Raw genomic sequence first — 21356 nt, 5'->3', positions numbered from 1 at the left:
GGAGATTGCGCCATGCGCTCCGATATCCATGTCAATCCAATCAGTCCTTATGACCTCGACGTGATAGACTCTGTCTTCCGGGCTGAGTTACGCAAACGAAAGCTGTCCCGCTGCAGCGAAGAAGCAGAACAACTCGCTGCGAAGCTGATCAGTCTCTACCAGGCAGGTCGCCGGGATGCTCATGAACTCGCGGCCGCTGTGGCGGTCGCCGCCAAGGCAACCGACATCTCTGTTGATAGTTCGTCACAGCAGCACAAGTCAGGCACATCCTGCTGAGACGTCGAATATCCCCCCGGTCTTCCCGCTCTCGGATGCCTTGGCCGATGGGTGCTGCAGGTCGCCGTCATCGGTCCGGGGCGCGATACCCAACCCCGGCGACCAAGACCGGCTGAGCGAAAATGGCATTCTTTCGGTCCAGGGCAACCGCCGGCGTGTCTTCGTTCCAATACCAAGGTTAATACCGATAATATCCATAGATCGGACGAGCGCCGCGCTTGCACTTGATCTCCTCTTGTACTCGTCATCGTCCCACTTGCGCTCGATCTTGCAGCCGCCACGGCGATATTCCTCTTTGAAGGCCCTTCGCTCATAACGAGGCCCGTCGTAGTAGCCGCGCCAGCGGCCGTGGCCGCTTTCGTCTTTCCAGGGGTCAGCAAAGGCCATACCGGCCATGCCCGTGAGCGCGACGCCAACGGAAATTGCCGTGGTTACGATCTTCATAGTCCTGCTCCTACTGACATCGGAATCTAACGTTCCTGCGATGCCTTGGTTTCCGGGAGAGGGTTCTCCCACCTGACGGTCGAGGACAGATCAGACCTTAGTCCGGCTCGTTGAAAGCAAAGGTCTTAGGCCGGTGACCGAGCGAAACCTTTGATGCATATTGGAGTTGTCACCCCCGAGCGGCCCCCCTCGTCAGCCGCTCGAGTGTGGTACCTCGGAGCTGCATAATTGTCCCTTCAATGCAGCCCTGAGGCCCACCGCCTTACAGCGCACCGTCGTAGTGGCTTGGGACCGAAACCGAGAGGATTTGGTTGATGCGCGACAGAGACGATTACGGGCTGCCGAAACACTAAGCATTATACTTATCGATTTTGACGATTGCCGTTTACCTGATCGCGCAGACGCATTCTTACAAAATGAGAGCCGGGATGTCGCGGTGTACATTCCGACCGCTTCTGGCCAGAACAACGTTTCGGAATAGTCCGGCGCCGCAGGGCGCGGCCGATTACCGCGAGCAGCACGCGCCTGTCATCGAAGATGCCGTCGGCGAGACAAGCGACAGAGCCAGACGCAGTATCTCGTATAAAGAAAGCTATATCTCATAACATTAGCAATCGCTGTATTATACAACTGGCCAAGGGAGGAAGCGCAGATGGACAAACCTCGGGACGAACTGTCTCTCAGCGAAGGAGACAGACGCGAGTTTCTAAAGACTTGCGGCCGCTTCGCTGCCGTCACACCGCCTGCCGTGACAATGTTGCTTTCAACGAGCCTCACCTCCGACGCCATCGCAGCCTCGGGCAGCGGCTCGAGCGGCGGCAAGGGCGGTGGGGGCGGGAATAGCACAAAGGGCGGCAAAGGCGGAAATAGTACCAAGGGTGGAAAGGGCGGAAACAGCTTAAAAGGGAAAGCCAAACCGGGTAAGTGAAATGCGCGCGCCGTGGCACACGAGCCTCTCTTCTTCGGCTCGTCTGTCATCGTATGCACAGTGCCAGCAATCAAGTGCTCCCTCGAGGAGGATCGGACTCCTAGCGCAGGATGCTGGGTCCAGAAAGGGAGGATGGAACGCAGTCGGCTCGAAGTGAGGCACCCCTCGATCCGACAGACGTCGATTTGCTCCAGCGCGTCTTCGATATTGCTCGCGAGCGCCTCGATTAAAACGACGATGCGCTATGCTCACGTCCTCGACGAGGAGGTGGCGGAAACCCTCGAATCGCTCTTCAACTCGAAACGTGCACAAAGGAAGAACAAATGACGTGGAACGTTTTTCGGGACTATTCGCTTCCGAACAGTGAATCTGAGCGCGTTTCGTTCCCATATTTCCGGTAGGGCTACCGAAAGCGCCAATCGTATCGCGTTGAAACCCAAGCGGAAAATGGTCGGAGCGGCGGGATTCGAACCCACGACCCCTTGACCCCCAGTCAAGTGCGCTACCGGGCTGCGCTACGCTCCGACCCGCTTGGTTACAAGCCCGCTCTCATTAGTCGGAACATTCGCCCGGCGCAAGGGGGAAAATGGAGCTCGCCCTTCACTGGAGACCGCCGGCTGTAGCGGAAGCGGCGAAACAACAGTTTTGTGATTTGGATCGATGCCCTGCGCTGGATAAACTGCGCCCTGCAAACCACAGGAGAAGCCCGATGAAGAGCATCCTCGTACTTGCAGCCGCCTTCGCCTTATCGGCGACGGCAGCGTCAGCCGATTGCCTGGGCCATTCCAAGACCACGGCATCGATCGACAAAGTGGACAAGGAGATCACGACGGCGAGCGTGGCAAAGGCCGAGCAGTCGACCGCTGACGATCTCCTCCTGAAACAGAAGAAAGAACAGCAGTCGACGGAAGAAGCGGCCGAATAAGTTGGTCACAACCGAGTTGGGCCTCGGCAGCGCTTTCGAGGCCCCCTTCCCGTGCCTTCCCTGCTACCGAACCTGGTCGAGAAGACGCTTGCATTCGAGGAGGTCGTAGAGCGCTTCCTGCAGCAGCGCCCTGTCTTCCTTGCCGACCGATGTCTTGCCGATGGTAATCTCGGTATCGTCGCCTCCGTTGCCGAAAGAGAAGAAGCGCCGGCTCGCCGGCGCCTTCGGGCGGCCGACGATCTGGTCCTCCTCCGCGACGCCCGCCTTGGGCGGCGCCGGCTCTTCGTTGCTGGAAGCGGCAAGCGCCTCGACGGTCGCAAGGTCACCGCTCGCGATGGCGGCGACGAACTTGTTGCCGTTGGCTTTCAAGAGCTTCTGCACACCCTTGATCGTATAGCCGTGATCGTAGAGGAGGTGGCGGATGCCCTTGAGCAGGTCGACATCCTCGGGGCGATAGTAGCGGCGCCCGCCGCCGCGCTTCATCGGCTTGATCTGCTGGAACCGGGTCTCCCAGAAACGAAGCACGTGCTGGGGGAGATCGAGTTCGTCCGCAACCTCGCTGATGGTGCGGAAAGCATCCGGGCTTTTTTCCATGTGGTCCCATCTCCATAAGGCGCTCGCCGGACAAGATCGGCGGCGCGACGCACGGATCGTCGTGCGATGATTACACGAATCACGCCTACTTCAATGGCTTATGGATGGGTTTTCAACCACATTTGTGGTCGCCGACGGCAGTTCAGCCAGCCGGGTTGGACGGCTTCAGTTTGGACTTGCGGCTCAGATGCGCCTTCAGGACCCGCTGCTTCAGGACATTCGAAGCCTTGAAGGTCATCACCCGGCGCGGAGAAATCGGCACTTCCTCGCCGGTTTTCGGGTTCCGGCCGATGCGCTCGTTCTTGTCGCGCACCTGGAACGTTGCGAAAGAAGACAGCTTCACGCTCTCGCCACGCACGATTGCGTTGCAGATCTCGTCGATAACGGTCTCTACGAGTTCGGCGGACTCCGTGCGAGACAGACCCACCTTGCGAAAAACCGATTCAGCCAAGTCTGCCCGCGTTACTGTTTTTCCGCTCATCTTCCCCCACCGATGTCTGGCATGCCGATCAGCGATTGAAGACTATTGCCCTTGTCTTTTCCGGTCAAGCGCCTGCCGTAATTCATTATTTTCTTACCAGCGAAGAAGAACGGAGCCCCAGGTGAAGCCCCCGCCCATCGCTTCGAGCATTACGAGATCACCCTTCTTGATGCGGCCGTCAGAGGCGGCGGCATCGAGGGCAAGCGGAATCGATGCCGCGGAGGTGTTGCCATGCAGGTCGACGGTAACCACAACCTTTTCGAGAGGGATGCCCAGCTTCTTGGCCGAACCGTCAATAATGCGGCGATTGGCCTGGTGCGGAACCAGCCAATCGATGTCGTCCGCGGTCGTTCCGGTTGCCTCGAAAGCCGCCTCGATCACGTCGGTGATCATGCCGACCGCGTGCTTGAAGACCTCGCGCCCTTCCATCCGGAGATGGCCGACGGTGCCGGTCGTCGACGGCCCGCCGTCGACATAGAGCTTGTCGCGGTGGGCGCCGTCGGAGCGCAATTGCGCCGTCAGAACGCCCCGATCAGCCTTGGTGCCGGCCGCCTCCTGCGCCTCCAGGACGATTGCGCCGGCGCCGTCGCCGAACAGCACACACGTCGTCCGGTCGGTCCAGTCGAGAAGCCGCGAGAAGGTCTCTGCGCCGATGACCAGCGCGCGTTTGGAGAGGCCGCCGCGAATATAGGCGTCGGCCGTCGCCACCGCGTAGACGAAGCCGGAACAGACCGCCTGCATGTCGAATGCCGCACCGTGCCGCATGCCGAGGCGGTTCTGGATGTTGACTGCGGTTGCAGGGAAGGTGTTGTCCGGAGTGGAGGTCGCGACGATGATCAGGTCGACGTCGTCCGGCGTCAGCCCGGCTCTCTCGAGCGCCGCCCGCGCCGCCGCCTCGCCGAGAGAGGCGCTCGTCTCGCCCTCGCCTGCGATATAGCGCTGGCGGATGCCGGTCCGCTGCACGATCCATTCGTCGGACGTGTCGACCCTGGATTCGATTTCCTTATTGGTCATCACTCGCTTTGGCAGTGCAGCCCCGAAGCCGCGCACGACAGAACGGATCATCTACTCAAACCTCATCATTCATGCCCGCGGAACGGCTTCGGACGGCTGGGCGCCATGATACCGTGCCAGGTCGGCCTCGATCTTCGCCTTGAGGCCGTTCTTCACCATATCGTATCCGACGTCGATGGCCGCGGCGAAGCCCTCGGCGTCCGCGCCGCCATGGCTCTTGATAACGATGCCGTTGAGGCCGAGGAACACCCCGCCATTGACCTTTCGCGGATCCATCTTCTCGCGGAGCCGGTCGAAGGCTCCCTTGGCGAAGACGTAGCCGACCCTTGCAAGAAGCGTGCGCGACATCGCGGCGCGCAGATATTCGGCGATCTGACGCGCCGTTCCCTCTGCTGCCTTCAGCGCGATATTGCCGGAAAAGCCCTCGGTGACGACGACATCGACGGTGCCGCGGCCGATATCATCGCCTTCGACGAAGCCGTAATATTCGATTCCCTCGACGTCGGCCTCACGGATGAGGCGCCCGGCCTCCTTAACCTCTTCCTGACCCTTGATCTCCTCCACGCCGACGTTCAGAAGGCCGACGGAAGGACGCTCGACCTCGAAGAGTGCCCGGGCCATTGCGCCGCCCATCAGGGCGAAATCCATGAGTTGCTGCGCGTCCGCGCCGATCGTCGCGCCGACGTCGAGGACGATGCTTTCGCCCTTCAGCGTCGGCCAGATGGCGGCGATCGCCGGCCGCTGAATGCCCTGCATCGTCCTCAGACAGAACACCGACATCGCCATCAGCGCGCCGGTGTTCCCCGCCGAGACGACCACATCCGCTTCGTCGGCGTTGATCGCGTCGATCGCCTTCCACATGCTCGATTTGCCGCGTCCGCGCCGAAGCGCCTGGCTTGGCTTTTCGTCCATGCCGACGGCGATCTCGCAATCATGGAACGTGCTGCTCGCCTTGAGCTTCGGGTGCTTGGCGAGCAGTTCGATGCATCGCGCTTCCTGGCCAAAAAGAACGAACTTTATGTCCGGGTGACGTTCGAGCGCTCTCGCTGCGCCCGGGATGACGACTTCAGGACCATAGTCGCCTCCCATCACGTCAAGTGAAATTCTGACCACGCGTGTCTTATCCTTTTTTCCCGCCACGCAACATATTTCGCCCCTCAAGCATTAAGCGGCGGCGATCCATGTTCCTTCTGATAGTGGGGCCGGCATGCAATGTCTCGGCGCAACGGCCCCTTGGCTGGAGTCGGGCCAAAATACTGCTTTTCGTCGGCGTGACAACCGAATTGTAAGCCGGGGCCTAGCCGTTTCAATCCTTTTTCCAGTCCTTCAGCACCGCGAACGGGTTCGGTCGTTCGTCGTCCGCTGCGGAGCTTTCGATGCGCTCGCCGAAAGCGGCGCCCGGCTTGCGCGGATAGGGATCGATGGCGAGCGCGACGTGCTCGCTGACGACCACGCCGGCATCGATCGTATCGCCTGTGAAGGTATCGGGCAGGTCGGGCCCGTCCGGATCGACGATCATCTCGCCGCCATCGGTGTCGGCCTGCCGCGCGAGACGTGATCCCTCCGGCACGAGGATCGCCTCCACCGGCTCCCGGATATCCGACTCGACCGGCTCGAGCGTCACGACGCAGGTCTGCACGATGTGCGCACGAACCTCGCCCTTGATCTTCACACCGTCCTTTTTCCAGCGAGCAATCTGCAGGTCGGCGGCAAGAGAAGAGACGCCGTCCACGCGCCAAAGTTTGGCAAGAGCTCGCAGTTCTGCATCGTTCGCCGACACATGCACGGTGACAGGATTTGCCGAAATATGCCCGACCTTCACCGGATAGGAGAATGCCGATTTGCTCTCTTGCTTCATGTTCAGGTCCTTCCTCGCGCCGGCGCCGCGGCAGGGCGCGGTCGGCACGCTGCCATTCGATCGACGAACGATCGCGGCGCTTTTACGTTCCGGCCGGGGGGATGCGCAACTGACCCGTCTCCACGGCCTCTTCGGCAGTATCCGAGAGCACGGACTCGACCGCAAGGAGGTAGGAGGCGAGGCCCCGCATGGACGGCGCGTCCTCCACGTCGGCGTGAAAATTGCGCCTCAATGCGGCCGCCAATGCGCCGGCATCCCGTCCTTCGAGGGCCGCAGCGTAGGATTCGAGGCGGCCATAGAACATGCCGGCAAGTTTCTTCATCTTCTTCGGCACGCTCGCATCGCCCACGCCGAGCTCGCGGATGGAATGATCCACATCCTCGAAGAAGGCGTCGACAATCTCCTGCGCGATTTCCTGGCCGGCTCGCGCCGAGCTGCGCGTGCGGCGGAAATAAAGGATCAGAATCGCCGACAACATCTCGAAGCGCCCCATGACGGTGTCGGGCACATCGAGGTCGGTATAGAGAAACGGCTGGCGCGCCGCCGCGGTCAGTGCCGCATATTGGCGCTTCACAATCGCAATATTGCCGCTTTTTTTCTTGAACAGTCCAAAAATCATCACAGAGGCCGGCTGGCTTTCTCGAAATCAGGGGCAAGCGCCCATGATCATGTTGCATGATAGCCGAAGCTGGTTTACCGAAGCGGGCACGAATTGCAATGGCCGATCTGCCAATCGTTACTCCAGGGGAGCAGTCCTTGACGAAGCGGTATTTGACGACAAACCTCAAAGTCCTGGGCCGTGCCGTGCTCGTGGCTTCCCTTTGCACTACCGCCCTTTCCGCCTGCATGTCCGCAAATGTGGGTGAAGTCCTGCATCAGGGCTATGTCGTCGACCAGGAAACGCTGGCACTCGTGCCGGTCGGATCGAGCCGCGAGCAGGTACTGCTCTCGCTCGGCACGCCTTCCACGACCGCGACATTCGACAATGAGGTGTTCTACTACATCTCCCAGACCCGCAAGCGGCCGGTCGCCTTCATGAAGCCGAAGATCATCGATCAGTCCATCCTCGCCGTCTATTTCGACAAGGAAGGCACCGTCAGCCAGCTCGCGCACTACACGATGAAGGACGGGAAGGTATTCGACATGCTGACGCGCACGACGCCGACCGGCGGCAAGGAATCGAGCTTCCTCGGCCAGCTCCTGTCCGGCCCCGGTGCCGGACAGGCCGCCGCGCGCAACCTGTTCAAGGACTTCGGCAAGTAACCGAGCCGCAACGGCGCGAAAAAGGCCCGCGAGACCAGGTCCCGCGGGCCTTCTGCTTTCAAGACGCCTGCGTCAGGCCAGAACGGCGAGCAGGAGAAGGGCCACGATGTTGGTGATCTTGATCGCGGGGTTAACCGCCGGACCGGCCGTATCCTTGTAGGGATCGCCGACGGTGTCACCCGTCACCGAGGCCTTGTGCGCTTCGGACCCCTTCATGTGGCGCGTGCCGTTGCGGTCGACGAAGCCGTCCTCGAAGCTCTTCTTCGCATTGTCCCAGGCACCGCCGCCGGACGTCATCGAGATGGCCACGAAAAGGCCGTTGACGATCACGCCGAGAAGCGAGGCACCGAGCGCCGCGAAGGCGGACGCCTTCGAGCCGGAGATCAGCAGCACGCCGAAATAGACGACGATCGGCGCCAGCACCGGCAGCAGCGACGGGATGATCATTTCGCGGATCGCCGCCTTCGTCAGCATGTCGACGGCCCGGCCATAGTCCGGCCGATCCTTGCCTTCCATGATGCCCGGCTTTTCCTTGAACTGGCGACGAACCTCCTCCACGACGGCGCTCCCGGCACGGCCGACGGCGGTCATCGCGATGCCGCCGAAGAGATAGGGAATGAGACCGCCGAAGATCAGGCCGGCGACGACGTAAGGATTGGACAGGTCGAAGGAGATCGTCCCGACGTCGGCGAAATAGGGATGCTTGTCGCCATTGGCGGCGAAATAGGCGAGGTCGTTGGAATAGGCGGCGAAGAGCACCAGGGCGCCAAGCCCCGCTGAACCGATCGCGTAACCCTTCGTCACGGCCTTGGTGGTGTTGCCGACGGCGTCCAATGCATCGGTCGACTTGCGCACCTCGGGCGGCAGATGCGACATCTCGGCGATGCCGCCGGCATTGTCGGTCACGGGACCGAAGGCGTCGAGCGCTACGATCATGCCGGCAAGACCGAGCATGGCGGTCACGGCGATGGCCGTCCCGAAGAGGCCGGCGAACTGATAGGTCGCGATGATGCCGCCGACGATGACGATGGCCGGCAAGGCGGTCGATTCGAGGGACACGGCGAGGCCCTGGATCACGTTGGTGCCGTGGCCGGTAACCGATGCCTGCGCGATCGAGTTCACCGGCCGCTTGTTCGTCCCCGTATAATATTCGGTGATCACGACGATCAGCGCGGTGACGATAAGGCCGATAATACCGCAGAGAAACAGGTTCCAGCCGGTGATGTCCATGCCCGCGACGGTTCCGATCGAACCCCATCCGATCGTCAGCGATGTCGCAGCGCCAAGGCCGAGGATCGAAAGAGCGCCCGTAACGATCAGCCCGCGATAGAGCGCGCCCATGATCGAGGCGTTGGCGCCGAGCTTGACGAAGAAAGTGCCGATGATCGAGGTGATGATGCAGGCCGCGCAGATCGCCAGCGGATAGGTCATGACGGTTGCGAGCACCGGGGCTCCGGCGAAGAAGATCGATGCAAGCACCATCGTCGCCACGACGGAGACCGCATAGGTCTCGAAGAGGTCGGCGGCCATGCCGGCGCAGTCGCCGACATTGTCGCCGACGTTGTCGGCGATTGTCGCCGGGTTGCGCGGGTCGTCCTCGGGGATGCCTGCTTCGACCTTGCCGACGAGGTCGCCGCCGACATCGGCGCCTTTCGTGAAGATGCCGCCGCCGAGACGGGCGAAGATCGAAATCAGCGACGCCCCGAAGCCGAGCGCGACAAGCGCATCGATGACCTCGCGCGCGGCAGGCTCATGCCCGAGGCCTACGGTGAGTATGAGGTAGTAGACCGAGACGCCCAGGAGGGCGAGGCCGGCCACCAGCATGCCGGTGATTGCACCGGATTTGAATGCGATGTCGAGACCGGAGGCGAGACTGACCGAGGCGGCCTGGGCCGTACGGACGTTGGCCCTGACCGAAACATGCATGCCGATGAAGCCCGCGGCACCTGAGAGCACCGCACCGATAAGGAAGCCGATGGCAGCTGCACCCGACAACAGGAGCCATGCGGCGATGAAGACGACGACACCGACGATGGCAATGGTTGTGTACTGACGCGTGAGGTAGGCCTGCGCCCCCTCTCTGATAAAACCTGCGATTTCTTGCATGCGGGCATTCCCCTGGTCGGCGGCAAGCACCGACTTTGTCGCCCAGATGGCATAGACCACCGAAAGCAACCCGCATGCGATAACGCCCAACAATATGGTCATTTCGCACTTTCCTCCGTTACAACCTGCGGGCTCATCCCTGCCGCAGGCCCCTCTCTCCGCGAATCACGCGCCGCCTCCTCAAGCGACGCGTTTTCGCGGCGCGGCCAGAGTGCTGTTGCCGATGTGGATCGTCAAGCCCCTGAAATTGCCCGCATGCCGGCCTTTTCAGGGTCCGGGAAGCCTTCGGGTAAAACAGGCTTTCAGGCGGTGGCCTGCTTGCCTGCGCGCATGAGCGGGAGAAGGAGAAGAAGGCAAAAACCGGCCACCGGCCAGACAGCCGCGCTCAGCATGTCCCAACCATAGGCGGAAAGCACCTTGCCGGACGCGAAGGAAGAACAAGCGACGGCTGAGAAGAGAACGATATCGTGAAAGCCCTGGACCTTGTCTGCCTCATGCGGCCGGTAACTCTGCGCGACGATCGCCGTGGAGCCGATGAAACCGAAATTCCAGCCGAGGCCGAGCAGTGACAGCGCGCCCCAGAAATTCCAGAGTGCGACACCGAGGTGAGCCACGGCAGCGCAGGCCATCAGCAGGAGGAGACCACAGGCGACGATGCGTTCGGCGCCGAAGCGGCTGATCAGCCAACCCGTGACGAAACTCGGAGCGAACATCGCAAGCACATGCCATTGGATTCCGAGCGTCGCGAGATCGCTCGAAAAACCGCAGCCGACAACCATGGCGACGGGCGCGCCCGTCATCATGAAGGTCATCAGGACATAGCTGGAAATCCCGCAGATCATTCCCGTCATGAAACGCTGGCTGCCCGCAATCTCGCGCAGCGGGCGCGCGGGTGGCTGCTCGTGATGGGTCGATGCCGTTGTGTGGTCGGGCAGCCGCAGCGGCACGAAGAAGAAGAGCGCGCCGATGCAGACCGGTACGAGAGCGACGAAAGCACCCGCAAACCACACGGGCGCGAAGTAATCGCCCGCGAAAATGACGATCTGCGGTCCGAGGATCGCCGAGACGATGCCGCCTCCCAGAATCCAGGAAATCGCCTTGGCCTTGTAGAAGGACGGCGAAGCGTCGGCTGCGGCAAAGCGGAGCTTCTGCGTAAAGCCGTTGGAAGCGCCGAGAACTGCGAGGCCGCAGGCGAAGAACCAGAAACTCTCCCGGAAAAGTGCAGCCGTGGCGAGCACGCCGCCGAGCGCAGCGATCGACGCACCGGCGATGAAGGCGAAGCGTCGGCCAACGAGTCGCGACAACACCGCAACGAGCACGACGCCGAGCGCCATGCCGAGATTGTAGGCGGTGAGCGGCGCCGTCGCGAGCGACTTGTCTTCGCCGAGCAACTGGTGGCCGGCAACGCCGCCGACTGCAAAACTGATCGGTCCGACAACGCCGAGCAGTGCCTGGGCGACGGTAAGCAACTGCACGTTTCGGCGTGCCTCGCGGAGGACCGTTCCCATTTCTGCCGGCTCGGCGGCCATCCGCGCTTACTTTCTCTGGTCGCCGCGAACCTGTTTGGCGATCCGGTCGAGGACGGCGTTGACGAGCTTCGGCTCTTCGTCCTGGAAGAAGGCCTTGGCGATCTCGACATATTCGGTCACGATCACCGGAACCGGCACATCCTTTCGCTCAAGGATCTCGAAGGTGCCGGCGCGCAGGATTGCGCGGACGGTGGAATCGAGCCGGGAAAGCGCCCAATCGTCCTGAAGCGCCGAGCCGATCAACGGATCGAGCTTGCGCTGGTCGCGCACGACGCCCGCAACGATCGAGCGGAACCAGGACGCGTCTGCCCGGAGATAGGTGTCACCGTCCAGTTCCTTGCCGAGGCGATGTTCCTCGTATTCGGCGACAATCTCCAGGACGCCGGTCCCGCCGACATCCATCTGATAAAGCGCCTGAACGGCTGCAAGGCGCGCGGCGCCACGCTGGTTGACCTGTTTCAGCGGCTGATCCGAAGGGGTGTTCGTCACTTCTCTGCGCCCAATCTTTGCTTCAGTTCGATCATGGTCAGGGCGGCGCGCGCGGCGAATCCGCCCTTGTCGCCTTCCGTACGGCGGGCCCGTGCCCAGGCCTGCTCGTCGTTCTCGACCGTCAGAATGCCGTTGCCGAGCGCCAGGCTCTCGCTGACGGCGAGATCCATCAGCGCGCGCGCGGACTCGTTGGCGACGATGTCGAAATGGTAGGTCTCGCCGCGGATCACCATGCCGAGCGCAACGAAGCCGTCATATTCCGCCCCGCCTTCGTCGGCACCATCGAGCGCCATGGCGATCGCCGCGGGAATTTCCAGTGCCCCCGGGACCGTCACAATATCATAAGTGGCGCCGGCCGCATCCAGCGCATGTTTCGCTCCATCGAGCATCGCGTCGGCCATATCGTCATAGAAACGCGCTTCCACAATCAGGATGTGGACGGGCTTGATCTTCGCCATGGATCACCTGTCTTGAAAAATTCGGACCGGACTTGGCCGGTGCAGGCGGCGGTCAAACCATGCCCGGCACGGAATGGCAAGTAAATTCCGTTAACCGAAGGGCATTTGCCGTACCGCAATCTTCGATATTGGTGGAGCCGAACAGCAAACCCGCTTGTAACGGCGTCAACTGTCTCTAATCCTTAAGCGCGCCCAGGCCGATTCCGCGAGGTCGAGCCGGGCATGAGACGCGACCAGGAGGACGACTGCGATGACGGACGCGCAAAGGCCCATCGTCAATCCGAAGAACCTGAAGCTCGACCACTGGCGCCGTGGTTCGTTCTTCGAATCCAGCGACGTCTCTTTCGGGGCGCTTCTCGGTCTCAAGGATATCGGCATCGGCTACGGCGAGGTTCCGCCCGGCAAATCCGGGTGTCCGTTCCATAACCACCATGTCGAAGAAGAGCTGTTCATCATCCTCGAGGGGGAAGGAACGTACCGTTTCGGCAGCGAACGCCATGCGGTCGGACCAGGCGACATACTCGGAGCGCCCGCTGGCGGCCAGGAGACCGCGCATCACCTCATCAATACCGGCACGCTGCCGCTCAAATACCTGTCCATTTCCACCATCGCGGCCACCGAAATCTGCGAATATCCGGACTCCGGCAAGTTCCTGGCAAGGACCCGGCGTCCGGGCGAAGGCCAGGCGTCGTTCGACTTCATCGGCCGCGCGCCCTCGGCGGCCGACTATTGGGACGGTGAACCGGGCTTCTGAACTCTACTCTTCCCTGTCAGAATAAGCGGAGCGACAATGCACAGCGTCCCCACGATCGAAACCGAGCGGCTATTCCTGCGCCCCTACCGGCGCGACGACTTTTCTTCCTATTGCGCACTCTTCGGCGACGAGGAAGTGACCCGCTATACCGGCGGCGTGCCTTACACACGCGAACAATCCTGGACGCGATTCCTGCGCCAGGTCGGCATGTGGCACTACTTCGGCTTCGGCTTTTTCGCGATCCAGGACAAGCAAACCGGCGCCTTTATCGGAGAGGCCGGCTTCCACGAAGCGCATCGCCAGATCACGCCCTCGCTGGAGGGAACGATGGAGACAGGCTGGGCGATTTCTCCAAAAAACCACGGCCGCGGCCTGGCGACGGAAGCCGTGACCGCCGCCCTCGCCTGGGCCGACCGTCAGTTTCCCGCGCTGAGAAAGACCTGCATCATCGAACCGGGCAACCAGGCTTCGATCAATGTCGCCCTCAAACACGGTTTCAAGGAATTCTGGCGCACAACCTATAACGGCCGGCCGATGGTCATGTTCGAAAGGCGGTCGAGGGCATCCGAGGCTTAGAGCTGTATGAGGAAAAGTGTGTGCGGTTTTCCGCTCGCATCCCGCGTCTGAACTTCCTGGAACCGATCACCTTCATGTCTTAAGTCGATCCGACCCAAAACATGGTGATCCAGGCGCCGCGCGGAAAAGCGGAAAGATGAACAATTCTTAATTATTTTCAGCCTTTTACGCCACCGAAACGGCCACATTCCGGTCCACTTTCGTGACCGTTGGCACGGCGCGAGATCCTGGTCGGACACAACAAGGCGCAGTACCAACCAGTCGAAACGGTCCAGCTTTCTTCGCTGCGGGCGACATCACCCGTAAACGACCCGTGCTGGCCTGCAGGCTGCGCCTCAGAGAAGCAAACGGCCGTGGCAGGTCACGTGACCGATCGTCGCTGGGGCAGCCGCAAAACCAAAAGGAGCATGACAATGAACAGCATTGCGAAAATCTCCGTCATCGCCACCCTCTCCGCCCTTACCTTCGCCGGAATCTCCCAAGCGGCGAGCGTCGAAATGAACTGGCCGGACCGGATCGACCAGACCGTGCGCACCTTCAAGGGCGACAATTTCCGCGTTGTCGATGTCGATACGTTGAGCCGCCAGAACCAGACCCGTATGCGAGTAGACAAGGCAACACCGGGGCAGCGTGCCGCATTGCAAGCCGCTGTCGAAGCCAACAGACCGCTGCTCGCTTCGCTTAGGGCACGCAATGTCGAACTGGACAACGTCGCCGCGGCGAAGCAGGCGGCCGATGGCGGACTGACGATCTACCTCCGCTGACCTTTCGGCCGGCTACCCGACAATCTCGTCCGCCCCCACTTTCGGGGGCGGACTTGTTTTGACGGGCGATTTCTTTCAGCCAGACGTTATTCCTGCTTGGGAGCCGGGAATTCCGCCAACCGCGCGGCGTAGCGCGCCATCGTGTCCACCTCGAAATTGACGAGATCGCCGGACTTGCGTTCGCCCCAGGTCGTCACTTCGAGCGAATGTCGGATCAGCAATACGTCGAATTCGACGCCATCCACCTTGTTCACGGTGAGCGACGTCCCGTCGAGCGCCACCGAGCCCTTGGGCGCGACGAATTTCGCGAGATGTTCGGGTGCCCTGAGGCGGAAGCGCACGGCTTCCCCCTCCGCTTCGACGGCAAGGATCTCCGCTTTGCCGTCGACATGGCCGGAGACGATGTGACCGCCCAGTTCGTCGCCGATCTTCAGCGAGCGCTCAAGATTGATGCGCGTGCCCTCACGCCAGTCGGCGATCGTCGTCAGCCTCAGCGCTTCCTCCCATGCCTCGACCTCGAACCAGCGTTCGTTGCTGCCGGCTTCCGGAAGTGACGTGACGGTCAGGCAGATGCCGGCATGCGCGACCGAGGCACCCAGATCGATCGTCTGCGGGTCGTAATTCGTGGCGACGCGAAGCTTGATGCCTTCCTCGAGAGGTGTGACCTTCTCGACCGTACCGATGTCGGTGATGATGCCTGTAAACATTCAGCTATCTCTCTCGTAATCCTCGAAAATATCGTCGCCATAGCGCGTCGTGCGGCGAAGCGTGAAGCCCTCCGGCACCGACGTCCTTTGAAATGGGGATGAAATACCACCTTCGCCAATGGCTGCCGGACCGGTGAAAAGCAGGATTCGATCCACCAGATCCGCATCGAGAAAGGAACGCGCCGCTCTGGCCCCACCCTCCACGAGCAGGGAGGAGATGCCCCGGGATGCAAGTGCGGCCAGGAGGTCTGGGATGGTATCGGCGCTCAGCAGCTCGGCCCCCGCAGCTTCGAGGGCTCCTCGACGGGCGTCGTAATCGGTCCCTGCCTCCGCGAGCGGAGAGAGGACTGGTTCTCGGGTCGAACCCGAGGAGAGGGGCAAACTGCTCTGCCCCTCATCCGCCCTTCGGGCACCTGCTCCCTGCTCGTGGGAAGAAGGATAGCCCGCGTCTCCCGTTACGACGATCAGCGGAACGTCGCGCGCAGTGCGGACCAATTTCGACTCGAGCGGCAGATCGAGGCGGCGGTCGAGCACGATCCGGACCGGAGAGCGCTCCTCCAGCCCTGGCATCCGCACCGTAAGTTCCGGATCGTCGGCAATGGCCGTACCGATACCGACGAGGATCGCGTCCGTCTCGGCACGCAACACCTGCACCTGGGCGCGAGAGACGGCACCGGAAATCCTCACCTGCCCCTCGCCTCTCCGTCCGATCATGCCGTCCGCGGAAACCGCAAGTTTCAGAGTCACATGCGGGCGTTTCTTGCGCTGACGCATGAGGTAGGCCTCGAGCACACGCCCGCCCTCTTCATGGAGCGTGCCTATGTCGACGTCAATGCCGGCGCCGCGAAGCATCACCACGCCGCGGCCGGCAACGCGTTCATCGGGATCGAGGATGGAAACGACGACACGGCCGACCCCCGAGGCGATCAGCGCATCTGCGCAGGGCGGGGTCTTGCCATGATGCGAGCAGGGTTCGAGGGCGACATAGGCGGTCGCTCCCCTCGCCTTTTCGCCCGCCTCCGCAAGCGCCTGCGTTTCCGCGTGCGGTCGCCCGCCCGGAGCGGTCACGGCTCGGCCGACGATCGTGCCCTTGTTGACGATGATGCAGCCGACCGAGGGATTGGTGGAAGTCAGGCCGAGATTGCGCCTTGCAAGCCGCAGCGCCGCCGCCATGAAACGTTCGTCTTCACGTGCCGGCTCGCCCATACCGCTTGTTCTCCGGGTTATTCGCCCGGATCGCGGGCAATCTTGGCGCTTATCTCGGCGATCACCTTTTCGAAATCCTCCGCATGGGAGAAATCGCGATAGACCGACGCGTAGCGCACGAAGGCAACGTCGTCGAGGCTCTTCAACGCCTCGAGCACCTGAAGGCCGATTTCCTCCGAGGGAATTTCGATTTCGCCCGAGCTTTCGAGCCGGCGGACGATGCCCGACACCGCCCGTTCGATCCGGTCGCGATCCACCGGGCGCTTGCGAAGCGCGATCTCGAAGGAGCGCAGCAGCTTATCCCGGTCGAAAGGAACCTTCCGACCGGTCTTCTTGATGATCATCAGCTCACGCAGCTGCACCCGCTCGAAGGTCGTGAAGCGGCCGCCGCAATCCGGGCAGATGCGGCGGCGGCGAATGGCGTTCCCGTCCTCCGCCGGACGGGAATCCTTCACCTGACTGTCTTCGGAACCGCAATAGGGGCAGCGCATGCAGCCGTCCGATCACATATAGCCGTACATCGGGAAGCGGTCGGTGAGCTTGATCACCTTCTCGCGCACGCCAGCCTCGACAGCGGCATTGCCCTCGTCGGAATTGGCGGCCTTGAGACCGTCGAGCACCTCGACGATCAGTTCGCCGACCTCCTTGAACTCCGCCTCCTTGAAGCCGCGCGTCGTACCGGCCGGTGCACCGAGGCGCACGCCGGAGGTGACGAAGGGCTTTTCGGGGTCGAAGGGAATGCCGTTCTTGTTGCAGGTGACGTAGGCACGGCCGAGAGCAGCTTCGGCACGCTTGCCGGTCGCATACTTCTTGCGCAGGTCGACCAGCATCAGGTGGTTGTCGGTACCGCCCGAGACGATGTCCAGGCCGTTGGCCTTCAAGGTTTCGGCAAGGGTGCGGGCGTTCTTGACGACCTGGGCCGCATAATCCTTGAAGGAGGGCTGCAGCGCCTCGCCAAGCGCGACGGCCTTGGCGGCAATCACGTGCATCAGCGGCCCACCCTGGAGACCGGGGAATACGGCGGAGTTGATCTTCTTGGCGATTTCCTCGTCATTGGTGAGGATCATGCCGCCGCGGGGGCCGCGCAGGGACTTGTGCGTGGTCGTCGTCGCAACGTGGCAGTGCGGGAACGGCGACGGATGCTGGCCACCGGCCACGAGACCGGCGATGTGGGCCATGTCGACCATCAGCCACGCGCCCACCTCGTCGGCGATCTCGCGGAAGCGCTTCCAGTCCCAGATGCGGGAATAGGCCGTTCCGCCGGCGATGATCAGTTTCGGCTTCTGCTCGCGCGCCTTCCTGGCGACTTCGTCCATGTCGAGAAGGTGATCGTCTTCGCGCACGCCGTAGGAAACGACGTTGAACCATTTGCCCGACATGTTCACCGGGGACCCATGGGTCAGGTGGCCGCCGGAATTGAGGTCGAGGCCCATGAAGGTGTCGCCCGGCTGCAGCAGCGCCAGGAAGACCGCCTGGTTCATCTGGGAGCCCGAATTCGGTTGCACGTTCGCGAAGTTGACGCCGAAGAGCTTCTTGGCGCGCTCGATCGCGAGTTCCTCGGCGATATCGACATACTGGCAGCCGCCGTAATAGCGCTTGCCCGGGTAACCCTCGGCGTATTTGTTGGTCATGATCGAGCCCTGCGCCTCGAGCACGGCCCGTGAAACGATGTTCTCGGAGGCGATCAGCTCGATCTCATGGCGCTGGCGGCCCAGCTCCTTCTCGATCGCACCGAAGATTTCCGGATCGCTGTCGGCGAGAGAGCGGGTGAAGAAAGCGTCGTTGGTCTGTGAAAGCATCGGCTCGAGGCTCCTCTGAAGGGTGGCTGTTCTTTAGCTTCCTCGCACGCGGAGAGCAATATCCGCTATGCGGATTGCGTCATTTCCGCCATCCGCCGCGCCGGGTTCGCAGAGCCGCCTCCAATTGAAAAAGCCGCGCGTTCGATGAACGCGCGGCCTCTGATGAGGAGTGCGGCATTTTTGCCTATTGCGGCAGGGCGTCTGCGTCGATGGGACCGGCTGACTGCTCGATCCCCGTCGTCGTTTGCAGCGCGAGTTCGGCCGCACCGTCGCGCTGGTAGATGTCGTCGCGGAACTGGACGACCCGGTCTTTTGCCGACCAGGCGGTGATATAGGTGAAGTAGACCGGGACCTCTTCGGCAAGCTTGATCGGCGTGTTGACGCCGGACTTGATCGTCGCCTCGATCTGCTGACGCGCCCAGCCTGGAGTTTCCTTGAGCAGCCAGGTGGAGAGGTCGCGCACGTTCTGAACGCGCACGCAGCCGGACGATTCGAAGCGCATCAGCTTGTTGAACAGGCCCTGCTGCGGTGTGTCGTGCATGTAGACGGCATGCTCGTTGTGGAAGTTGATCTTCGTCGAGGACATCGCGTTGATCTTGCCGGGATCCTGGCGGAACATCAGATTCGGCGCCTTCTCGGCCTGCCAGTCGATCGTTTCCGGCGACACTTCGTTGCCGTTGCCGTCGAGAAGGCGGATCGCGTTGCGCGCGAGATAGGTCGGATCCTTGCGCATCAGCGGCATGATGTCCTTCTGGATGATCGAGCGCGGCGCCGTCCAGTAGGGGTTGAGGATGACCTCGTAAATCTTTGAATTGAGGATCGGCGACTGGCGGTCGATCTTGCCGACGATGGCCGTATGGCGCAGCGCGACGCGGCCGTTCTCCACTGCCTCGATATAGGCCGCAGGAATGTTGACCATGACGTAGCGCCGGCCGAGGTCGCCCGACATCGACTGAAGCCGCACCAGGTTTGTCTCGAGCTGGGCGAGCCGGGTCGAGGCGTCGACGTTCATGGCCTTCAGGGAATACTCGCCGATCACGCCGTCCGCCGGAAGGCCATGGCGCGCCTGGAAGCGCTTGACGGCGCCGTCGACATAGGAGTCGAAGGAAGAGGAAATGCCAGCGGACTGCGGCAGATCGCCGGAGATCATCAGCCGCTGACGCAACTGCTGGACGGAAGGATCGGTAACGCCGATTTCGAGCCTTTGGGTGCTCGCAGGCGTGACCATCGGCCAGCCTCCGGCGGATGCGATCTGCTGATAATCGAAGATCGCCTGCTGCAAATGTGCGATCGTTTCAGGGCCGAAAACCGGTGTGTTGGAGAGAACCGCCGTAGCCGTACGCGAAGCCTTTGCGTCGAACTGGTCGTCCCAGGAGCCGCGACGCGGCGAATTGATGATTTCGTTCAGCGCATCCTGAGCGCCGGCAGCACCCGCCCATGCGGCGGCACCGAAGGTTGCGGCCGAGCGCAGAAATGCGCGGCGCGAGAAAGCATCAATTCCGTTCTTTTTCGACATAGTCCCACCGTCTCAATGCGCCAGAAGCGCGCTGCCCGAGCCCTAAAGCGCATAACGCGATGCGCTTTACGTCTTTGCATTCATGCAAGTCGCGTCCCAAAACCGATGTGCGCTTTTGGGCGACATGCATTAGCACGGTCATGGTTAACAAAGGTAAACCCCCGTGCCACCCGGCCCTCAAATCGCTTCACGTTCCCGCGAACAAGAGCCGCCCCGGCAGGCGAGCCGCGCAACCGACCTCCGCCACATGGACGTGATCGCGCACCTACCGCACCCAAGCGTCGCTGTCACAGCAATATGGCCAATTCGTGTCTGCGCGCCGCCGGCGGGGCGCAGCGCTGCAACTACATGGCGCGAAAAGCAGCAAAGGTCGGACACGCAGGGATTGCGCCCGACCCTTGAGACTGAAGGTAAAACCCGCCCGATTAGAGGCGATAGAGGATTTGATCGTTCCAGAAGCGGTCAAGACGCTGCAGGAGCTTGTTCATCTGGGTGAACTCGTCGCTGCCGATCCCGCCGACCTTCTGGATCGAACCGATGTGGCGCTCATAGAGCTTGGCGACAGTTTCGGCGATCTCCTGCCCCTCTTCCGTAAGGCTGATGCGGACCGAACGGCGGTCGACACGGGAGCGCTGGTGGTTGATCAGGCCGAGATCGACGAGTTTCTTGACGTTGTAGGAAACGTTCGAGCCCAGATAGTAACCGCGGGAGCGAAGTTCGCCGGCAGTCAGTTCGGAGTTTCCGATATTGAAGAGCAGGAGCGCCTGGACGGCATTGACGTCGCTGCGGCCCTGACGATCGAACTCGTCCTTGATGACGTCGAGCAGGCGGCGATGCAGGCGCTCGACGAGGTGGAGGGATTCCATGTAGAGACCACGGATCGTTTCTTCCTGCGGGTCTCTGGGCGCAACAACCTGCGGCTTCATCTTGGTGTTCATTTTCGTGCCTCACTGTTTCGTTTGGCGGTGTCTCTTTGTCTTCCCGCCTTGAGTGAGACCCTATCGAATACGTATAAAATTCTACTTAAACCGCAGCCTTAACATGAACTTACCGCGGACCGAGCCTGTCTCAGGGTGAATCAACCCTTACCTTCCGCACCTGGCGCAGTCGCTGATAGAGCAGCGCGGCCCGGAAGAGCACGAAGGTGACGGCGACGGATCCGTGGAGCACGATCAGCAACGGACGGTGGCCGAGGATGCCGGGATAGAACTTGTCCATCGCGATCTCCGTCGCGGCGGCAACCACCCAGACGACCGGCCCCCAGGAGACCAGAAGCCAGAGCCCGATGGCAGCGACCGGATAGACGACCGCTAGGGCCGTGGCGGCCGCGCGCCACTCCGGCGACAGAAGATCGAAACGGCCGGCGCCGTTATGGGAAAAGCCGATCAGCATGGCCCAATAGCTCAATGCGAACCAGAAGCAGGACGCGCCGACCAGGCGCAGGAACCAGGCGAAGAGCACCTCGGTCAGCGACGGTTTCGGCACATGAACAGAATCATGAAGCATGGCCGGCAAGATAGGCCGAGCGCCGGCGAACCACCAGCGCGAAGGACGGGAATGCGCCGCGATGCACTCGACGGGCGGAAAAAATGCCGCAGGCGGGTGGCGGGCAATGCGGGTTTTCAACCCCTGAAGGCGCATGATAAACCGCCTTCACGCACGATCAGGA

The 21356-nt window shown here is 61.9% G+C and carries 24 protein-coding genes, 1 tRNA gene and 1 pseudogene; 7 read left to right on the top strand and 19 right to left on the bottom strand.

Features of this window, described 5'->3' with window-relative positions; translation table 11 throughout:
• The first annotated feature begins 12 nt into the window (after nt 1-12).
• A complete protein-coding gene (locus PZL22_RS24220) occupies nt 13-276 on the top strand; it encodes a hypothetical protein (RefSeq protein ID WP_003529259.1) in 264 nt (87 codons plus the stop codon).
• A gap of 178 nt (nt 277-454) precedes the next feature.
• Here PZL22_RS24220 and PZL22_RS24215 read toward each other — a convergent pair.
• Nucleotides 455-720 (bottom strand): annotated as a pseudogene (locus tag PZL22_RS24215) (hypothetical protein).
• A gap of 652 nt (nt 721-1372) precedes the next feature.
• On the opposite strand from PZL22_RS24215, the gene PZL22_RS24210 reads away from it, so the two are divergent.
• Nucleotides 1373-1648 carry a hypothetical protein gene (locus PZL22_RS24210; RefSeq protein ID WP_003529261.1) on the top strand — a complete coding sequence of 92 codons (276 nt, stop codon included), beginning with the start codon at nt 1373-1375 and terminating at the stop codon, nt 1646-1648.
• Nucleotides 1649-2096: 448 nt separating this feature from the next.
• On the opposite strand, the gene PZL22_RS24205 is transcribed toward PZL22_RS24210, so the two are convergent.
• Nucleotides 2097-2173: transfer RNA gene (locus PZL22_RS24205), tRNA-Pro, on the bottom strand.
• Between the two features lie 184 nt (nt 2174-2357).
• Here PZL22_RS24205 and PZL22_RS24200 point away from each other — a divergent pair.
• Nucleotides 2358-2573, top strand: a complete 216-nt coding sequence (locus PZL22_RS24200) for a hypothetical protein (protein WP_003529263.1) — start codon at nt 2358-2360, stop codon at nt 2571-2573.
• A 63-nt stretch (nt 2574-2636) separates the two neighbouring features.
• On the opposite strand, the gene PZL22_RS24195 is transcribed toward PZL22_RS24200, so the two are convergent.
• The 6 genes from PZL22_RS24195 to PZL22_RS24170 all read right to left on the bottom strand — a co-directional run bounded on the left by PZL22_RS24195 (nt 2637) and on the right by PZL22_RS24170 (nt 7139).
• Entirely contained in the window at nt 2637-3167 is a 531-nt protein-coding gene (locus tag PZL22_RS24195; protein WP_003529274.1) for a MerR family transcriptional regulator, read from the bottom strand.
• 142 nt (nt 3168-3309) lie between these two features.
• A complete protein-coding gene (locus tag PZL22_RS24190) occupies nt 3310-3648 on the bottom strand; it encodes an integration host factor subunit alpha (protein ID WP_003529278.1) in 339 nt (112 codons plus the stop codon).
• 93 nt (nt 3649-3741) lie between these two features.
• Nucleotides 3742-4713: a beta-ketoacyl-ACP synthase III gene (locus PZL22_RS24185; RefSeq protein WP_003529280.1), complete on the bottom strand. Its 972-nt coding sequence runs from the start codon at nt 4711-4713 to the stop codon at nt 3742-3744.
• Nucleotides 4714-4731: 18 nt separating this feature from the next.
• Entirely contained in the window at nt 4732-5775 is a 1044-nt protein-coding gene (gene plsX / locus PZL22_RS24180; protein ID WP_003529283.1) for a phosphate acyltransferase PlsX, read from the bottom strand.
• A 193-nt stretch (nt 5776-5968) separates the two neighbouring features.
• Complete coding sequence (locus PZL22_RS24175; RefSeq protein ID WP_003529291.1) at nt 5969-6520, bottom strand: YceD family protein; 552 nt, start codon at nt 6518-6520, stop codon at nt 5969-5971.
• An 82-nt stretch (nt 6521-6602) separates the two neighbouring features.
• Nucleotides 6603-7139: a ubiquinol-cytochrome C chaperone family protein gene (locus PZL22_RS24170; protein ID WP_010969116.1), complete on the bottom strand. Its 537-nt coding sequence runs from the start codon at nt 7137-7139 to the stop codon at nt 6603-6605.
• A gap of 137 nt (nt 7140-7276) precedes the next feature.
• On the opposite strand from PZL22_RS24170, the gene PZL22_RS24165 reads away from it, so the two are divergent.
• Nucleotides 7277-7783: an outer membrane protein assembly factor BamE gene (locus PZL22_RS24165; protein ID WP_003529293.1), complete on the top strand. Its 507-nt coding sequence runs from the start codon at nt 7277-7279 to the stop codon at nt 7781-7783.
• Nucleotides 7784-7855: 72 nt separating this feature from the next.
• Here PZL22_RS24165 and PZL22_RS24160 read toward each other — a convergent pair whose 3' ends face one another.
• The 4 genes from PZL22_RS24160 to ribH all read right to left on the bottom strand — a co-directional run bounded on the left by PZL22_RS24160 (nt 7856) and on the right by ribH (nt 12365).
• Nucleotides 7856-9991 (bottom strand): sodium-translocating pyrophosphatase, encoded by a 2136-nt coding sequence (locus PZL22_RS24160; protein ID WP_003529294.1) that lies wholly within the window; start codon nt 9989-9991, stop codon nt 7856-7858.
• A 200-nt stretch (nt 9992-10191) separates the two neighbouring features.
• Nucleotides 10192-11418 carry an MFS transporter gene (locus tag PZL22_RS24155; protein ID WP_003529295.1) on the bottom strand — a complete coding sequence of 409 codons (1227 nt, stop codon included), beginning with the start codon at nt 11416-11418 and terminating at the stop codon, nt 10192-10194.
• Nucleotides 11419-11424: 6 nt separating this feature from the next.
• The gene (gene nusB, locus PZL22_RS24150) at nt 11425-11907 is read right to left on the bottom strand and encodes a transcription antitermination factor NusB (RefSeq protein WP_003529296.1); all 483 of its coding nucleotides are present in this window, start codon (nt 11905-11907) and stop codon (nt 11425-11427) included.
• Nucleotides 11904-12365 carry a 6,7-dimethyl-8-ribityllumazine synthase gene (ribH, locus tag PZL22_RS24145; protein WP_003529297.1) on the bottom strand — a complete coding sequence of 154 codons (462 nt, stop codon included), beginning with the start codon at nt 12363-12365 and terminating at the stop codon, nt 11904-11906. Before ribH ends, nusB begins: the two co-directional genes overlap by 4 nt.
• A 250-nt stretch (nt 12366-12615) precedes the next feature.
• On the opposite strand from ribH, the gene PZL22_RS24140 reads away from it, so the two are divergent.
• The 3 genes from PZL22_RS24140 to PZL22_RS24130 all read left to right on the top strand — a co-directional run bounded on the left by PZL22_RS24140 (nt 12616) and on the right by PZL22_RS24130 (nt 14459).
• Nucleotides 12616-13119, top strand: a complete 504-nt coding sequence (locus PZL22_RS24140; RefSeq protein WP_003529298.1) for a cupin domain-containing protein — start codon at nt 12616-12618, stop codon at nt 13117-13119.
• A gap of 36 nt (nt 13120-13155) precedes the next feature.
• Nucleotides 13156-13695 (top strand): GNAT family N-acetyltransferase, encoded by a 540-nt coding sequence (locus PZL22_RS24135; RefSeq protein WP_003529300.1) that lies wholly within the window; start codon nt 13156-13158, stop codon nt 13693-13695.
• A gap of 413 nt (nt 13696-14108) precedes the next feature.
• Nucleotides 14109-14459, top strand: a complete 351-nt coding sequence (locus tag PZL22_RS24130; RefSeq protein ID WP_003529302.1) for a hypothetical protein — start codon at nt 14109-14111, stop codon at nt 14457-14459.
• A gap of 86 nt (nt 14460-14545) precedes the next feature.
• Here the strand turns inward: PZL22_RS24130 and PZL22_RS24125 are convergent, their stop codons facing one another.
• The 7 genes from PZL22_RS24125 to PZL22_RS24095 form a co-directional block, all read right to left on the bottom strand.
• Nucleotides 14546-15166: a riboflavin synthase gene (locus PZL22_RS24125; RefSeq protein ID WP_003529304.1), complete on the bottom strand. Its 621-nt coding sequence runs from the start codon at nt 15164-15166 to the stop codon at nt 14546-14548.
• A complete protein-coding gene (gene ribD, locus PZL22_RS24120) occupies nt 15167-16372 on the bottom strand; it encodes a bifunctional diaminohydroxyphosphoribosylaminopyrimidine deaminase/5-amino-6-(5-phosphoribosylamino)uracil reductase RibD (protein WP_284718580.1) in 1206 nt (401 codons plus the stop codon).
• A 17-nt stretch (nt 16373-16389) separates the two neighbouring features.
• The gene (nrdR, locus tag PZL22_RS24115) at nt 16390-16863 is read right to left on the bottom strand and encodes a transcriptional regulator NrdR (RefSeq protein WP_284718579.1); all 474 of its coding nucleotides are present in this window, start codon (nt 16861-16863) and stop codon (nt 16390-16392) included.
• Nucleotides 16864-16875: 12 nt separating this feature from the next.
• Nucleotides 16876-18171 carry a serine hydroxymethyltransferase gene (glyA, locus tag PZL22_RS24110; protein WP_003529312.1) on the bottom strand — a complete coding sequence of 432 codons (1296 nt, stop codon included), beginning with the start codon at nt 18169-18171 and terminating at the stop codon, nt 16876-16878.
• 184 nt (nt 18172-18355) lie between these two features.
• The gene (locus PZL22_RS24105) at nt 18356-19687 is read right to left on the bottom strand and encodes a L,D-transpeptidase family protein (RefSeq protein WP_003529314.1); all 1332 of its coding nucleotides are present in this window, start codon (nt 19685-19687) and stop codon (nt 18356-18358) included.
• Between the two features lie 425 nt (nt 19688-20112).
• Nucleotides 20113-20625 carry a transcriptional regulator LdtR gene (ldtR, locus tag PZL22_RS24100; RefSeq protein WP_003529316.1) on the bottom strand — a complete coding sequence of 171 codons (513 nt, stop codon included), beginning with the start codon at nt 20623-20625 and terminating at the stop codon, nt 20113-20115.
• A gap of 130 nt (nt 20626-20755) precedes the next feature.
• On the bottom strand, nt 20756-21193 hold the full coding sequence (locus tag PZL22_RS24095) for a DUF6163 family protein (protein ID WP_010969110.1): 438 nt from the start codon (nt 21191-21193) through the stop codon (nt 20756-20758).
• Between the last annotated feature and the right edge of the window lie 163 nt (nt 21194-21356).

The sequence above is a fragment of the Ensifer meliloti genome, from assembly GCF_030064585.1.
GTDB classification, from domain to species: domain Bacteria; phylum Pseudomonadota; class Alphaproteobacteria; order Rhizobiales; family Rhizobiaceae; genus Sinorhizobium; species Sinorhizobium meliloti.
Note: the sequence above shows the minus strand (reverse complement) of the source record. Positions and strands in the feature narration are given on the sequence as shown.

Coding starts and splice junctions, on each gene's coding strand:
- PZL22_RS24220 (WP_003529259.1), top strand. CDS start 13: ATGCGCTCCGATATCCATGTCAATCCAATCAGTCCTTATGACCTCGAC.
- PZL22_RS24210 (WP_003529261.1), top strand. CDS start 1,373: ATGGACAAACCTCGGGACGAACTGTCTCTCAGCGAAGGAGACAGACGC.
- PZL22_RS24200 (WP_003529263.1), top strand. CDS start 2,358: ATGAAGAGCATCCTCGTACTTGCAGCCGCCTTCGCCTTATCGGCGACG.
- PZL22_RS24195 (WP_003529274.1), bottom strand. CDS start 3,167: ATGGAAAAAAGCCCGGATGCTTTCCGCACCATCAGCGAGGTTGCGGAC.
- PZL22_RS24190 (WP_003529278.1), bottom strand. CDS start 3,648: ATGAGCGGAAAAACAGTAACGCGGGCAGACTTGGCTGAATCGGTTTTT.
- PZL22_RS24185 (WP_003529280.1), bottom strand. CDS start 4,713: ATGATCCGTTCTGTCGTGCGCGGCTTCGGGGCTGCACTGCCAAAGCGA.
- PZL22_RS24175 (WP_003529291.1), bottom strand. CDS start 6,520: ATGAAGCAAGAGAGCAAATCGGCATTCTCCTATCCGGTGAAGGTCGGG.
- PZL22_RS24170 (WP_010969116.1), bottom strand. CDS start 7,139: ATGATTTTTGGACTGTTCAAGAAAAAAAGCGGCAATATTGCGATTGTG.
- PZL22_RS24160 (WP_003529294.1), bottom strand. CDS start 9,991: ATGACCATATTGTTGGGCGTTATCGCATGCGGGTTGCTTTCGGTGGTC.
- PZL22_RS24155 (WP_003529295.1), bottom strand. CDS start 11,418: ATGGCCGCCGAGCCGGCAGAAATGGGAACGGTCCTCCGCGAGGCACGC.
- ribH (WP_003529297.1), bottom strand. CDS start 12,365: ATGGCGAAGATCAAGCCCGTCCACATCCTGATTGTGGAAGCGCGTTTC.
- PZL22_RS24140 (WP_003529298.1), top strand. CDS start 12,616: ATGACGGACGCGCAAAGGCCCATCGTCAATCCGAAGAACCTGAAGCTC.
- PZL22_RS24135 (WP_003529300.1), top strand. CDS start 13,156: ATGCACAGCGTCCCCACGATCGAAACCGAGCGGCTATTCCTGCGCCCC.
- PZL22_RS24130 (WP_003529302.1), top strand. CDS start 14,109: ATGAACAGCATTGCGAAAATCTCCGTCATCGCCACCCTCTCCGCCCTT.
- PZL22_RS24125 (WP_003529304.1), bottom strand. CDS start 15,166: ATGTTTACAGGCATCATCACCGACATCGGTACGGTCGAGAAGGTCACA.
- ribD (WP_284718580.1), bottom strand. CDS start 16,372: ATGGGCGAGCCGGCACGTGAAGACGAACGTTTCATGGCGGCGGCGCTG.
- nrdR (WP_284718579.1), bottom strand. CDS start 16,863: ATGCGCTGCCCCTATTGCGGTTCCGAAGACAGTCAGGTGAAGGATTCC.
- glyA (WP_003529312.1), bottom strand. CDS start 18,171: ATGCTTTCACAGACCAACGACGCTTTCTTCACCCGCTCTCTCGCCGAC.
- PZL22_RS24105 (WP_003529314.1), bottom strand. CDS start 19,687: ATGTCGAAAAAGAACGGAATTGATGCTTTCTCGCGCCGCGCATTTCTG.
- ldtR (WP_003529316.1), bottom strand. CDS start 20,625: ATGAACACCAAGATGAAGCCGCAGGTTGTTGCGCCCAGAGACCCGCAG.
- PZL22_RS24095 (WP_010969110.1), bottom strand. CDS start 21,193: ATGCTTCATGATTCTGTTCATGTGCCGAAACCGTCGCTGACCGAGGTG.